Origin of the sequence: Thermaerobacter sp. PB12/4term (assembly GCF_003403315.2) — a bacterium.
GTDB lineage: Bacteria > Bacillota > Sulfobacillia > Thermaerobacterales > Thermaerobacteraceae > Thermaerobacter.
In genome coordinates this window covers 1855986-1870374 of the sequence record NZ_CP048407.1, presented here as the reverse complement: position 1 = coordinate 1870374, position 14389 = coordinate 1855986, and the positions used below count along the sequence as shown (strand labels likewise).

The 14389-nt window shown below is 67.1% G+C and carries 10 protein-coding genes and 2 CRISPR repeat arrays (1 of these 12 running past the window's edge); of the genes, 7 read left to right on the top strand and 3 right to left on the bottom strand.

The window, feature by feature from the left end; all coding sequences use genetic code 11:
• Positions 1 to 156: 156 nt before the first annotated feature.
• The 7 genes from DYI95_RS07735 to DYI95_RS07705 all read left to right on the top strand — a co-directional run bounded on the left by DYI95_RS07735 (position 157) and on the right by DYI95_RS07705 (position 9206).
• The gene (locus DYI95_RS07735) at positions 157 to 1155 is read left to right on the top strand and encodes a YafY family protein (RefSeq protein WP_116900356.1); all 999 of its coding nucleotides are present in this window, start codon (positions 157 to 159) and stop codon (positions 1153 to 1155) included.
• 808 nt (positions 1156 to 1963) lie between these two features.
• Positions 1964 to 3199 carry a CRISPR-associated endoribonuclease Cas6 gene (gene cas6 / locus DYI95_RS07730; protein WP_116900357.1) on the top strand — a complete coding sequence of 412 codons (1236 nt, stop codon included), beginning with the start codon at positions 1964 to 1966 and terminating at the stop codon, positions 3197 to 3199.
• Positions 3189 to 5291: a hypothetical protein gene (locus DYI95_RS07725; RefSeq protein ID WP_116900358.1), complete on the top strand. Its 2103-nt coding sequence runs from the start codon at positions 3189 to 3191 to the stop codon at positions 5289 to 5291. The genes cas6 and DYI95_RS07725 overlap by 11 nt, the downstream gene beginning before the upstream one ends.
• An 82-nt stretch (positions 5292 to 5373) precedes the next feature.
• Entirely contained in the window at positions 5374 to 6312 is a 939-nt protein-coding gene (locus DYI95_RS07720; protein WP_116900359.1) for a CRISPR-associated protein, read from the top strand.
• Between the two features lie 11 nt (positions 6313 to 6323).
• Complete coding sequence (gene cas5 / locus DYI95_RS07715; protein ID WP_243149682.1) at positions 6324 to 7049, top strand: CRISPR-associated protein Cas5; 726 nt, start codon at positions 6324 to 6326, stop codon at positions 7047 to 7049.
• A gap of 70 nt (positions 7050 to 7119) precedes the next feature.
• Positions 7120 to 7989: a CRISPR-associated endonuclease Cas3'' gene (locus DYI95_RS07710; protein ID WP_116900360.1), complete on the top strand. Its 870-nt coding sequence runs from the start codon at positions 7120 to 7122 to the stop codon at positions 7987 to 7989.
• A gap of 21 nt (positions 7990 to 8010) precedes the next feature.
• Positions 8011 to 9206, top strand: a protein-coding gene (locus DYI95_RS07705; RefSeq protein WP_164581350.1) for an IS3 family transposase whose coding sequence is annotated in 2 segments (ribosomal slippage) — positions 8011 to 8254 and positions 8254 to 9206 — 1197 coding nt in all. Because the reading frame shifts where the segments join, the coding sequence is not laid out codon by codon here.
• 407 nt (positions 9207 to 9613) lie between these two features.
• Here the strand turns inward: DYI95_RS07705 and istB are convergent.
• From istB to DYI95_RS07690, 3 genes are all read right to left on the bottom strand, one after another.
• Positions 9614 to 10414: an IS21-like element helper ATPase IstB gene (gene istB, locus DYI95_RS07700; RefSeq protein ID WP_135225726.1), complete on the bottom strand. Its 801-nt coding sequence runs from the start codon at positions 10412 to 10414 to the stop codon at positions 9614 to 9616.
• Positions 10411 to 11634, bottom strand: a complete 1224-nt coding sequence (istA, locus tag DYI95_RS07695; RefSeq protein WP_164581349.1) for an IS21 family transposase — start codon at positions 11632 to 11634, stop codon at positions 10411 to 10413. The genes istB and istA overlap by 4 nt, the downstream gene beginning before the upstream one ends.
• A gap of 153 nt (positions 11635 to 11787) precedes the next feature.
• A CRISPR array of direct repeats spans positions 11788 to 12287; the repeat unit is 30 nt; unit sequence GTTTCGATCCCTCATAGGTACCCTACAAAC.
• 66 nt (positions 12288 to 12353) lie between these two features.
• Positions 12354 to 13820 (bottom strand): IS1634 family transposase, encoded by a 1467-nt coding sequence (locus DYI95_RS07690; RefSeq protein WP_243149681.1) that lies wholly within the window; start codon positions 13818 to 13820, stop codon positions 12354 to 12356.
• Positions 13821 to 14127: 307 nt separating this feature from the next.
• A CRISPR array of direct repeats spans positions 14128 to 14389; the repeat unit is 31 nt; unit sequence GTCAAACCCGAGTCATAGGTACCCTACAAAC (it continues 41 nt past the right edge of the window).

Here is a 14389-nt window from a genome sequence, read left to right as displayed (position 1 = left end):
TTGTACGTATTTGCTGATTCGGCCAATAGGCGACAATTCGCGGCAACATTCGGCAGGAAGTTGACCCATCCCTTGGAATTCTTTCCTGGGGCGTCATATCCCACAGGGGGAGTTTTTACCGTTTTTCGGGGGAGTTCCTGGGGATGGGGGGACCAAATGCCGATGAACCGTGCCCAGCTCCACCGGCTGGTGCGCATCGTCGACGAGCTGCGGGCGAAACGCTATCCCAATGCCCGTACCCTGGCGGAGAAACTGGAGGTCACCTCCCGGACCATCCACCGCGACCTGGACGTGCTGCGCGACGACTGGCACGCTCCGCTGGAGTTCGACCGGCGCCGGAACGGGTATTACCTGGCGGACCCGGGGTGGCAGCCGCCGGTGGGAGCGGGGCTGGCCCGGCTGGGCGCCGGTGAGGCCCTGGCGCTGGTCCTGGGCTTGCAGGCCCTGGAGGCGGTGCGGGCCCACGGGCTGGAAGACGCCTTCCGGACGCTTTTGAACCGGCTGCCCGAGTTGCTGCCGGACCAGGTGACGGTCGACCTGGCGTCCCTGGCCCACCAGGTGTCCTTCTTCTTCGAGCCGGCCCGCGGCGACCCGGAGGCCGTGGGCGAGCGGCTGGGGGCCCTGCGGGCCGCCATCGAGGGGTGCCGGGTGGTCCGATTGCGGTATTACACCGCCTCCCGGGACCAGGAGACCACGCGCCTGGTCGAACCGTACCACCTGCGGTATTACGACGGCGCCTGGTACGTGGCGGGGTTCTGCCGCTGGCGCCAGGACGTGCGGACCTTTGCCGTCGACCGGATCCGGGAGATCGAGGTGCTGGCGGAAACCTTCCCTCCTCCGACCCCCGATCGCTTTTCCCCCGATGTCTACTTTGGCGAGGCCTGGCGCCTGCAGAGGGGCGCCGAGCGCCAGAAGGTGGTGGTGCGGTTCCATCCGCCCCAGGCCCGTTACGTCCGGGGCCGGACCTGGCATCCCAGCCAGGAGTCCCGGGAAGAACCGGACGGATCGCTGGTGCTCTCCTTCCGGGTGCTCGGAACGGAAGAAATCATGCGCTGGCTCTTGCAGTTTGGGGCTGGGGTCGAGGTGCTGGAACCCGCTTCGCTGCGGGAGGCCATGGCTGCGGAAGCGGCGGCCATGGCGCGCGTCTACCGCTGATGGCGAGCCGGAGCGGCCGGCCCTTGGGCGGGCCGCGGACCCGAGCCCGTAACGGGGAAAGGCTCCGGGCGGCCGCCGGGCCGTGGTCTCGGCCTGGTGCCGGTCCCAACCCAGGGCTGGTGGGGGGCCTGGTTGCTGCCCGACGGCGGGCCGGAGCGGCGGGCCGGCGGCGGGCTGTGGCGGGCCGGTGGCGGGCCGTGGTCCCCGCCTGACGGCGCCGGGACCAAGCCCTGGGCGTGTTGCGGGCCAGAATTCCTGCAAGAGCGGTGAGGCGGTGCCGCGGGGTGCCGGCGGGCGGCATTGCCGGGCAGGGCCGGGTCCGCAGGGTGGTTGCGCCGGCAAGGGGGCCTCCGGAGAGGACGGCTCCGGCGGCGAGGGCGGCGCCGGTCAGGCCCCGGCGAGGGCGGCGCGGTGGGCGGGCTCAGGCAAGGGCGGTGCGCCGGCTAAGGCCAGGCAAGGGTGGCCACGCCGGCCTGGGCCTGGCAAGGGCGGCTGCAGGCCCAGCCAAGGGCGCGGGTGGCGATGACACGTTTTGTCAGCCCGGGTTCCGTACCTTTGAAGACACCTGGAGATACCCGAGGGGAGATACCGCAAGGGCTTAACGTGCGGGCTGGAAAGGAGGTGGCGCGCAGCGGGTTTGTACCGACGAACCCGGCCGGACGAACGGGGCCTCGGGGCCGGCGCGGAGCGGTGAGGCGGTGCGCCACGGGTCCTGCCGGTGGGGGGCGCTGGACACGGGTCCGTGGAGCCTAAGGGTGAGGGGCAGCCGACCGATGTCCCCAGTGGGGGGAGCAGGGGGGAGTCATCCATGCGGGTCATCATGGAGTTGCGACCGGTTTCGGGCCAGCTGGTTTTGCCGCTGCAGTACAACAGCCTGCTCCAGGGCCTGGTCTACCACCTTCTCGAAGGCACCGATGTGGCGGGGTTCCTCCATGACCAGGGTTTTACCCGCGGTGCCCGCCGGTACAAGATGTTCACCTTCTCCCGGCTGGAGGGGATGTACACCATCGAGCGGTCGCCCGGAGGGGCTGCTGGGCGGGGGACCCGGGGCGACCGGGGCTCGGACGGCAGCCCGAACGGCAAGGGCGAAGCGAGCGGCACCACCGGCGCCAGCGGCACCGCTGGCATCCCCGGTACGGCCGGAACCTCCGGCACTACGCATGCCAGCGGTGGCGGCATTGCCGGCGGTACCGGTGGGGCTGGCCTCGCCAGCGGAACCGGCGGTGCGGCCAGCACGGGCCTCGACGGTGCCAGCGGCACCAGCGGCGCCTCCGGCACCGGCTCCAACGCCGTCAACATCACTGGCGACACCGGCGGCGGCAGCGGCCCCAACAACGGCAACGGCCCCAACAACGGCAGCGGCCTCCACGGGCCCAACGGCAGCAAGGCGATCCGCTTTGCCGGGAGCGTCCACTTCACGGTGAGCTCGCCCTTTGCCCCGGTGGTCCATGCCCTGGCGTCCCGGGCCCTGCAGCTGGGCACGCTCCGGCTTGGCAGCCAGCTGGTGGAAATCGAGTCGGTTCGCTTTGAAGAGCTGCCTTCCATCACCCCGCCCGTCACCCTGCGGGCGCGGACGCCCATCACCGTATACAGCACCGTGAACCGGCCCGACGGCAGCCGCTTTACGTACTTCTTCGAACCGCGCAGCGGGGAGTTCGAGCGGCTGGTGGCCGAGAACCTGGTTCGCAAGTGGGAGGCCTTCACCGGGCGCACCTACGAGGGGCCGGGCATTCAGATCCGCTGGTGGGGCACCGCCCGCGGCCATGTGGCCCGGTTCCGCCACGGGATCATCAAGGGCTACACCGGCACCTTCGAGGCAACGGGCGACCCCGCCCTGATTGCCCTGGGACTGGAAGCCGGCTTCGGCTCGAAGAACGCCCAGGGGTTCGGGCTGTGTGACCTCGTGTCCGCACGAGCTCAGACTCCGTCACGGGGCAATGGCCGCGCTGCTGAGGAGCCCGTCCCTGCCTTGCGCAACGGTGAGGAGACCGCACCCGCGGTAGAGGTGGCAGTGAGCAGGGAGGTGAAAGAGGGTGCTGATTGAGAACCTTGTTCGGCTGGGGCGCCCCTTTCTGGGTCAAAGCGCGGCGGCCCGGGAAACCCTGCTGGACATCACGGACGTAGGCAGCCCGCAGGCCGTGGGGTTTTTCTGCAACGTCATCATCGTGGAGGTTGACGAGAGCCACCCCGACAAGCCCGTTGCGGCGTGGCCGCTCCAGGATTGGACGGCCCGGCGCGTCCAGGGCAAGAGCGAGGTGGTCGAAACCAAACTGGACATCGCGGTCGCCGCCCCTTTTACGCTGCCCCGGGGTGGGAACCCCCGCCATGCCCAGGGCCGCTACCCCGTTCCGGCCTACATCATCTACGAAGGCGACCTGGCGGCGTTCCACGACGGGGGTGTGGTGGAACGCTTCATTCAGGGCCGGTGGGAGAGGACCCTGCACCGGCCGGATGCCGCCGTCGGTGTTGTCGCCAGGGCTGCCGCGGCCATGGTGACGGGTGCGTCCCTAGGCAAGGCTGGCAAGGGGCGTAAGGTCATGGGGCTCCTTTTGATCGTGCCCGTCACCGGCGAGGGGCCCTATCGCTACATGGAGGGCCCTGCTGCCGACCCGAACACCGTGGTGGAACTGGGGGCCAGCCGGCTATACCCCGGCCGGCGGGTGGTGGCTTACCTGCCCGCCCTGGTGCCCCTGGTATGGGCGGCGAAGGCCGAGGAAGGCGCGACCCTGGGTCAGATGCAGGGTACGTGCACCCTGTGCCACCGTGAAGGCGATGTGGTTTCGATCTACTCCAAGGCCTGGCCGTGGTTTGCACCAACGTGGGAGGCCCCCTTTCCGGAGACCCTTGCCAAGGAAGAACTGGTGGAGGGTGCTGCCCTTTGCACCGATTGCTACGCAGCCCTGACCCAGGGAGCCCAGGTCTTTAACGCGTTGACGCGACCGCTGCCCTTGTGGCTCACGCGCGAGCTGTTCGCCCCCGCCGACAGCCCCGGCGGGCGAGAGATGGCCGAAAGGGGGCGGATGCCCGGTACCATTTACGGAACGGGTTTTGTTCTGCCTCTGTCCGACGGCATCTTCCGGGATCCTGAGGCGGTGGAGCAGTTTTGCACGGGGTTCATGTACATGCGGACCGGGGAGGCCGGCTGGACCCGGCACCTGGAGTCCGTCGCCGGATTTGAGTTTGCTGTGGCTGACGACTTCTTCACCGACCATTACCGCATCACGCTGGTCTACTTCAGCGGTGCGCCGGAACGGGGTGATATCCACCTGCGGGCGATGATCGAGGATGTAGTCCCCGCGGTCGCGTCGGAGGTTCGCGATGCCCTGTATGAAGTGGTCAGCACCCACGAGGAGCTGATCCGGGGAGGCAACCGGTTCGCCGATGAAGCCCTCCGGCGGTTACGCTCGCTTCCTTCGCTGCTGATCAACGCCTACGGCCCCGGTTACGTCTGGCAGGGCATGGAGGCCGTACTGCGCCGGCGGCCCATCTCTTACCGGCGGTTCGTACGCAACCTGGCGCTTCGCCTGACGGAGCTGGCTCACCGGCTGGGCGACCGCCAGGCCATGTACCGCATGCAGGCCGAGATTCGCCTGTACGTGGTGTTTCGTGATTTCTGGCAGCGCTATCATCGCGACATCGCCGGCCAGTGGCCGGCAGGGGAGGTGTTTGCCATTCGCCCCTGGCAGGAGTTGCAGGCTGAGCTGCGGTCCATTCCCCCACAGGAACTGGATCTGCAGGATGTGGAGGAGCTGGGCTTCGCCATTGGCGACCTGACCCGGCAGTTTTCCAGGCAGTATTATGCAGCCACTCGGGGGAAGGAGTTTCTCAAGCACCGGGTGATGACCTTCGGCACGAACCTGACGCCTGAGGCCATCATTACGCGGGCTCTTACGCGATTCCCCGAGTATGCTGCCCGGCTCAATATGGCCCTTTCGGAGCGTTTTCGCCACCTGAACGGCGTTCTTCTGGTCAAGGCGCAACAGGCGCGCCGTGAGGTTCAGGCGCAGCCAGACCGGTTCCTGGCTGGCTTCTGGGCCGGCTACCTCCTGGCGGATGCCAACCGCCCGGGCGCCGGCAGCGAGAGCGGGGAACCCGCCGGGGAACTGGAGGACGAGACTCCCGGCGCGACCGCATGACGGGCTCACAGGTGTAACCGAGGGGACCCGACCCATCTTCAAGTAAGAAAGCAAATCGAGTGCAAAGCGGGGAGGAGAAGCCATGGCCGTTCGAAGTGGGGAGCTGCTCTTCGTCAAGTCGGTGAAGGATGGTATTCCCAACCGCGATCCGCTCAACGATAGCGATGCCCGCCGGCTGTTCGACGAGGAGGACGGCCGCATCAGCCTTTCGGACGTCAGCATCAAGCGGGACGTGCGGGATTACGTCCTGGCCCGGTATCCGGATGGGGGTGACGGTACCCGCCACATCTATGTCCGGGAGGCCCGGTCGGCCGACGGGAAGCTGCTGGGGCGCAAGGCTCTGGCGGAACAGGTCCTCGGAATCAGCCCTGGTGAGGCGCGGGCCGAGTTGCCGCGCAAGGCCTTCGACGTCCGGGCCTTCGGTGTCGTCTACTCTGTTCGGGATGTGTCCTTCCACCTCACCGGTCCGGTGCAGTTCGCCTGGGCCCACTCCCTGCACCCCGTGGAGAGCCGGTATGTGCAGGGAACGGTGGTCATGGCGTCCGAGGATGACCGGGGCAAGGAACAGGGCACCATCTGGACCACTTACATCGTTCCCTTCGCCGTCTTTGCCATGCATGGAATCATCAACGCGACCCTGGCGAAGGAGACCGGTCTATCCAGCGAGGATGTTGACCTGGTGCTGGAGGGCCTTTGGAAGGGGACCCGTTTCCGCCAGGCCCGGGGCCGTGGCATCCAGGAGCCGCTCTTCCTGCTCCACGTGGAGTACCAGGATCCCTTCTTCCGCATCGGCGACCTGGACCGCCTGGTTCGGCTGGAGCCGGGCCGGGAGGCCTGGCTCCAGCCGTCGCGGCCCACGTCGGTTGCCGAGGTGAGCCTGGATGTCCAGGTTCTCGGCCAGCGCCTGCTGGAGTTTCAGGACCGCATTGCCCGGGTCCGCTACTGGCTCAACCCGGCCTTCCAGCTGCAGGGTGACGCAGCGCTGCGGGAACTGGGCGGCGAGCCCCAGCCCGCCATGTAGGTGGGGTGATCATGGCACGGTCCTTGCCGTTGCTGGTGTTTGACGTCGCCGGGTCCATCGCCCACTACCGGCGCCCGGACACCGCCGTGACCCATGCCACCTATCCGTTCCCAACCCGCACGGCCTTAAGGGGCATGCTGGGGGCCATTTTGGGGCTGCCCGAGTGGACCACCCGGGAAGCCTGGACGGGCGTCCGGTGCTTGCGCCCGATTCGCACCCGCTCCCAGGAGCTATCCTTGCTGGGAAAGGGATGGCTGGGTGGGAGCGACAGTTTCAACCGGCCTACGGCCATCGAGCTGGTGGTGGAACCCGCCTACCGGGTCTACTACGCTGGGCCTGACGCTGATGACCTGGCGGAACGCATCCGCAACCAGCAAAGCGTCTACCCGACATACCTCGGCTCCGCCTTTGCCTTGACGGTGCCGCGGTTTGTGGCGGTGGAGGAAGCCGAGGAACTGGACTGGGCCCCCGAGGTGGCGGGTGACGGCGAGCCTGTGGAGTCACCCGCCGTGGTGCCTGCCCATGTCGTGGCGGGCGTTGAACCCGTTCCCGGACGGGTCTATGCCCGCGTGGGCGGTGTCCTTCACACCCACCTTGGTGGCCGGCGTTTTCGGCGCTCCATGAGCTTCCTCTACGAGCCCAACGGGGGGAGCCTGCGGTTCCGGCCGGCCCCGGGGCCATACGATCCGCCCGTGCGCTGGGTGCGCTGTTCCGACGGGCTGGTCTGTCTCTGGTAGAGCTGTAGAGTGACTCTGATTCGGGCACAGAGTCCACGGGAAGGGCGGCAGGCGGAGGTTCCCGCCAGGAATGAATACGGTGCGAGGCTGGATACCTCTTGAAAGGTGTGTGGCGCGGCCTCCCGAGGGGGGCCGCGCCTACCCCCTGGTCGATCACCTGGTGGAAGTGGCCCGCCGCGCGGGCGATCCGCAGGGCTCCGTGGACGACCAACTCCTCTATCTGGCGGGCCTGCTGCACGATGCCGGCAAAGCACGTCGCAGCTGGCAGGAACGGCTGCTGGATCCCCAGCGCAGGGGACCCGTGGGCCCCCACGCCTTCGTCGGAGCCGCCCTGTTCGCTGCGCTGGTTCTTCAGTGGAACCGGGGCCCCGGCGTGCAGGCGGGTGCCGGCGGAACCGTCACCCCTTCGGCCACGCTGGCCGTCGACCGGCTGCTGGCGTTGACGCGGGACATCGCGGATCACCATGGAACGCTGGCGGACCTGGAGACCGACACCCCATGGCAGGCTTTATGGACCCCAGGCGTACTGGACGAGATGGACGTGGAGGGACTCCTCCGGCTCGTGCGGGCGGCTAATCTCCCCATCGCGGCCGGCCGATGGCCTCGCGACGGTGCCGAATGGGGGCGCTGGGTCGATCTGGCTCGGGGTGCATGGGGGCGGGCGGTCGTCCGCCTGCAACGCCACAGACAAACCGCATCGCTGGAGGTCCGGCGCCTCCTTCGCCACCATACGGCGCGGCTGATCCAGGCCGACCGGTTTTCGGTGGCCGGGATCGAACCCGAAACTCTGCTGCCTGGTGAGGCGGCGGCTGCCATTGAACGGCTCGAAGCGTCCCTGGGTGCTGCAGGTTCGGCCGCCGGTGATGCTACGGGGTCCGGGGCCACCCGGGGTATTTGGACTTGCCCCGGTTTAGTGGACACCCCGATACTTGGGGCGTAAGCCCCGGAAAGGGTGATCCCCATGCCGGCTACCAAGCCGCCGTATCCTCCCGAGTTCCGGGCCGAAGCCGTCCGCCTCGTCCGGGAGAGTGGGAAGAAGCTCCAGCAGATTGCCGCCGACCTCGGCGTCTCGGAGGCCAGCCTGCGGAAGTGGGTTCGGCAAGCCGGGATCGACGCGGGGCAGCGCCCCGGGTTGACGACCGCCGAACGGGAGGAACTCAACCGGCTGCGGCGGGAGAACCGGATCCTGCGGGAGGAGCGTGAAATCTAAAAAAAAGCCGCAGCCTTTTTTGCCCAGGAGAGCCGACGGAACCGGTGACCGTGTTTCGGTTCATCGAGCAGGAGAAGGCCCACCATCCGGTGGCCACGCTGTGCCGTGTCCTGGGCGTCTCGACGAGTGGCTATTACGCATGGCGGCAACGGGGTGCCTCCAGACGGTCCCAGGAGGACGCGGATTTGAGCCAGCGGATCCGGCTCATCCATGCTGGCAGCCGGGGCACGTATGGCGCGCCCCGCATCCATGCAGAGCTGCGGTTGACGCATGGGGTCCGCTGTGGTCGGAAGCGGGTCGCCCGGCTGATGCGGGCTATGGGGCTGGCCGGCGTGCACCGGCGCCGGACCCGGGGGATCACACTCCGGGATCCCCGCCGCCCCGTCTACCCTGATCGGCTGGGTCGGCAGTTTGTGCCCGATGCCCCCAACCGGGTGTGGGTGGCGGACCTCACGCAGCATCGCACGGAGGAAGGCTGGCTGTACCTGGCCACGGTGGTGGATGCCTTCTCCCGCGCCGTGGTGGGCTGGGCCATGGGGGACCGGCCCGTGGCGGAGTTGGTGGTCGACGCCGTCACCATGGCGGTACGGCGTCGCCGGCCGGGGCCCGGTCTGATCCACCACTCGGACCATGGCGTGCAATACACCTCGCTGGCATTCACCCGCCGCTTGGAGGTCCTGGGCATCGCCGGATCAATGGGTTCCGTGGGCGATGCGCTGGACAACGCGATGGCGGAGAGTTTCTACGCGACCCTGCAACGGGAGCTCCTCGACCGCCAAGCCTGGGCCACACGGGATCAACTGCGCATGGCGATCTTCGAGTACGTCGAAGGGTTCTACAACCGGCGGCGGCGTCACTCGGCACTTGGTTACCTCTCGCCCTACGAGTACGAGGAGCGTTGGATCCAGGAGCGAAAGGCTCAGCCACAGGAAGGGGTTGTCGCGTAAGCCTCAACCTGTCCACGAAACCGGGTCAACTTCACCCGAACTCGCCCGGCTCTATTGCCGCTGCCTCGTCGAGAAGGGCCACCACCACACGCAGGCCGTGTGCGTCGTGGCGGTGCACCTTGCCGACCGGCTGTATGCCGTGCGAAGGGACGGAAGGCTGTACGTCCTGCGCGATGCACACGGCACGCCCGTGGACCGGGAAACGGCTCGGCGCCTGGCACAGGCGTACACCGTTCCCGACTCCGTGCGGCGCGCCCGCCGCAATCGTGAAGGGCACCCGGGGGATAACGTTCGGGTCGGCTGAGCCACCCAGCTCCCCGTAGGGGTGCCCCCAACTTTAAAGCTACCACAGTTCGCGCCGTCTGCACCTTGACAAGCGCTTAGGAAATCCCACCCCTTCGGGTCACTTACTCCGCAGAGCCGTCCTGTGGCATCACCTCCCTTCGGGGTGGGGTTCCGCCGAACAGTCCCGCCCGCTTCTTCTCCCGAAGCCGGTAGCTCTCGCCCCGGATGTTGATGACGTGGCTGTGGTGAAGCAACCGGTCGAGGATGGCGGTGGCGATCACCGAATCGCCCAACACTTCGCCCCACTCCGCAAAGCCCTTGTTACTGGTCAAGATGATGCTGCCCCGTTCATAACGGGCCGAGATCAGGGCGAACAGGGCGGTCGCCGCAGCCCGGTCGTAGGGCCAGACCCCGAATTCGTCGATGATCAGCACCTTGGGGGCCAAGTAGACTCGCATGCGTCGGTCGAGTCGGTGCTCGGCTTGGGCGCGGCGCAGGTCTTCGAGCAGCTCGTGAGCCCGCACGAAGTACACTCCGTAACCGGCCTCGATCGCCTTGATCCCGAGAGCCACACTCAGGTGGGTTTTGCCCACGCCTGGTGGTCCGAGGAAGATCACATTGGCGGCGTCGGCGACGAAGGCGAGGGTAGCCAGCTCGCGAATCTGGCGCTCGTCGACGGACGGCTGGAACCCGAAGTCGAACTGCTCCAGGGTGCGGTGAAAGGGCAAATGCGCCAGTCGTGTCCGTGTCCGCAGGTAGCGCTCCCGGCGCGCCGCCGCCTCGAGGCCCAGCAGGTCCACGAGGAAGTCGGGGTAGGGGAGCTGCTTCTGGGCGGCGGCCTCCAGGCGGCTTTCGAGAACCGCCGCCGCGTGGCTCAAGCCCAGCTGCTCCAGGTACTGCCGGGCCTTCTCCAGGGCGATCATCGCCGACTCACCGCCTCGGCCAGAGCCTCGTAGGTGCTCAAAGACCGTCGCTCGACTTCCACCGTGGGCCATTGCACCGCCCGGGGCTCCGGCCGCGGACGGCCACGCTTCGCGGACAACCCCGCCCACTGCTGCGGGTGCGTGAAGCGCTGGCCCGGCCGGAGGGCTCGGGGATGCACCGCCACCCGCTGGTCACCGACCCAGAGCTCGACCACGCCCTCGCCCGGCTGGACCTGGACGAGCTGGCCGGGCCGCCAGGGCCACGGCAGGCCGTACCACGCCCGTTCCCACTGTACGTAACCGTCCCGGCCCACCTGCCGCTGCTCGCGCAGCCACGGCCTAAGCCGCTCCTGCGGGGGCAACGGCCGCAAGGCCCCTCGTTCGATCGCCAACCGGTCCACGGGCCGCTCATGGGTGGTGCCGTGGATGCGGACGTTGGCCACGGTATCACACCACGCCAGGGCCTGCCGGTTCAGGTCATCCAGATCCGTGAACCGAACCGCGGGCCAGAAGTTGCCCTTGACGTACTTGATGCCGCTTTCCACCCGGCCCTTGGTCTGGGGGCGGTAGCCCTGGCAGAGCCGGATGGCAAAACCCAGCCGCAGGGCAAAGTCCAGAAAGCGTTCATTCCACTTGGGCTCGCCGTTCTCATCCAGCCCCAACACCACCAGCTTGGTCCGGTCGTACAGGCACGTTTCCGGTACCCCGCCGAAGTACCGGAACGCGTTCAGATGGCAGCGGATGAACGTCGCGGTGTCGGCCCGGTCGACAAACTCGACGTACAGGGCCCGCGACCAGCTGAGCACCATCGCGAAGACCCACTTTCGCCGGTCCGTGCCGTCCGGCAGCGTATAGGCACAGCTGCCCCAATCCACTTGCGTCTGCTGGCCCGGCTGCGTCTCGAACCGGACGGTGCCCGGCATGGAGCGGGGGCGACGCAGGGGCCGGACGAACTCCTTGAGGATGGTGTAGCCCCCCTCGTAACCCTGGGTCCGCAGCTCGCGAAGAAGGACGACGCAGTTTTCCACTCCCTCCGCCACCCGTTGCAGGATAAACTCCTTGTAGGGGTCGAGCTTGGAGCCGCGGGCCGCCCGAGGGGCCGGCTTGGGCACCTCGGTGGCACGCAAGTACCGCCGCACCGTGTTCCGGGAGATCCCGAGGATTCGTGCGATCTCCCGGATGGACCGACCCTCGCCATGAAGCTCGTATAGGCGTTTCACCTTCCCACCTCCCAGCATGTTGCCGAGGACACCTCCCGCTCCGTGGCTGGATTTGGAAGGTGTCTTTGCTGGGGGGTGGGTCAATTCTTACCCGGCGATCCCGGGTCAGTTTAACACCGGCGATGACAATTGGGAGGTGACGCTCTGCGATGGGTTTCGATCCCTCATAGGTACCCTACAAACCGGCCGCATAAAAGGCGGCCCACTCCGCGTACTCCCGGTTTCGATCCCTCATAGGTACCCTACAAACAGAATGAGTCGCTGCGAGATACGCTCATCGACCTGCGGTTTCGATCCCTCATAGGTACCCTACAAACGCTCGGACGGCCTCGACCCGCTCAATGCGGAGGCGTTGTTTCGATCCCTCATAGGTACCCTACAAACGCGGGGCTGGGGCATCTTCACCACCAGCCCCATGGGCCAGTTTCGATCCCTCATAGGTACCCTACAAACGCGTACCACGCATGAACGAGAGGCATCCATCCCTTCGTTTCGATCCCTCATAGGTACCCTACAAACGACAGCCAGCTTGACACGGCCAGTGTGGCCGCAGTAGTTTCGATCCCTCATAGGTACCCTACAAACCGACCGCACCAGCGTTGGCCGTGGCCCGAGTGCCCGATGTTTCGATCCCTCATACTCGACTTTGACACCGTGATCCTTGAGAACCCTTGAAACACAAGGCTTTCTTGGGCACACGGGGACTGCGTACCACTACACTACCCGGCGGGGGTCGTGGCGGGACGTGGCATCGGCTGCACCCGCGCCGGCGGCCGCAGACCTACGGCTTTGAAGGCTTCGTAGGCTTGGCCCACCAGCTCGGTCCGGGTGAGGTAGGTCTCGCCGTCGAGTTCCACCGCCACGGCATGGAGCTGGGCGAGGTCGCTCAGCACGTCCTCGTAGCTCGCCTCGGGGTTTTGCTGGCGGAGCTTGCGCAACAACAGGCTCTCCAGCACCAGCGCCAGGAAACAGACCATGACGTGCCCCCGGACCCGCCGCTCCGTCCAGTGGAACATCGGCCGCAAGTCCAGGGCGGACTTGAGGGTGCGGAAGGCGCGCTCGACCCGCCAGAGATCCTTGTAGGCGCGGACCACCGCCTCCGGTTCCAGGTCGGTGTTGGTGCGCAGCAGGTACTTCCCATCGTAGCGGGTGGCTCGCTTGACGGCGTCGGTGTTCACCACCAACGCGCCCTGGGGCAGGGCCTTGAGGTAACGGGCCACGAGGCGGTTCCGCAGGAGATCCTTGGCTTGGCCGCGCTCGATCCGCTGCTTCAGGTGCGCGAGCACCGCCTCCCGGGCCTGGCGGTCGTGCTCGGCCTGCAGGGGGTTGTGGCAGAGGATGTAGCGCTGGCCTTGGTGGGTCACCTGCTTGATCTGGAGTTGTTTGTTCACCTTGCGATACCGTCCCGGCTGGCTCAAGACCGCCTCGGCCGCCCGGTGCCGACGCAGGGGCATGCCGACGATGTACTCCATCCCGGCCTCCTCGATGGCCCGCAGGATCGGACGGCTGACCATGCCCCGGTCGGCCACGAAGATCACCCGGCGCAGGTGAAAGCGCCGCTTGAGGGCATCCAGCACGGTCGCCACGGTCGCCTTGTCGGCGGTATCGCCCGGGAAGACCTCGTGGGCGATGGGGTAGCCGTCCCGGGTCATGAGCACGCCCACCACCAGCTGGGGCCGGTCCGGGCGTTTGTCGCGGGAATAGCCGTAGGCAGCCAACCCCTCCGGCCCTCGGCCTTCGAAGTAGCTGGATGTACAGTCCCACATCACCACGTCGACCTCGGTCCAGAACAGGTCGCGAGCCCGGGCGAAGAGGCGATCCTCGATCGCCTCCTTGTGCTCGGCCAACACATCCAGGGCCCGGTAGTAGTGGTGCAGTTCCAACTGCTCTGCCTGGGGCCGGTAGACGCCCTGCAGCCACTGGCGCACCAGGCCGCGCTTGGAGCAGGGGTCGGTGAGGCGGTTGAGCACCATGGTGAAGACGGCCTCGGCGACATCGAAGGCAAGCTGGCGGTCTTCGAGCAGGGCGGCGAAGGCCTTGTCCAGCTCTGCCTCCTGCCAGAGGCGCTCGAAGATCAGGGCCGGTCCCCACTGCTTGGACCAGCGGACGTTCAGACGTTCGGCCTGTTCTTCGAGCCGACGCCAGGTGCTCTGGGAGAAGCGGGCCAGGTTCTCGATGAGGGGCATCGAGGCGGCCGTCCTGAAGATCCTCCAGCCGGCCCAGGGTGGCGACCACCCGCTGGCGGACGCGGCCGCCCTGGCGCACGCTCTCGACGAGCTGGAGGTAGGTGCGGGTGGAGCCGTCTTTGTTCTTGAAGGTCTTCTGGCGGATGAACATGGCACAACCATCATAGCATGTTCGTGCTTACCATACAAGTGTTTCCCGAATACACGTGGCACTACACTTTTGACCCAAAAGAACCGCCGCCCCATGGAAACCCCTTGATTCATGCGGGTTCCTGGGGCGGCGTGGCACCAAGCAGGGCCGTCAACGGTCAAACCCGAGTCATAGGTACCCTACAAACATCGGAGGCCCCGCTGCCATCCGTCGTTCAGGTCGCGTCAAACCCGAGTCATAGGTACCCTACAAACCCACGAGGGCGAGCACATCGTCGCGGGCGTGCACAAGTCAAACCCGAGTCATAGGTACCCTACAAACTTGTTGCTGACCTTGATCCGCTTTGCCAGCGGATGCGGCCGGTCAAACCCGAGTCATAGGTACCCTACAAACACAGCGCCCCTCTCCCTGGCGGGTG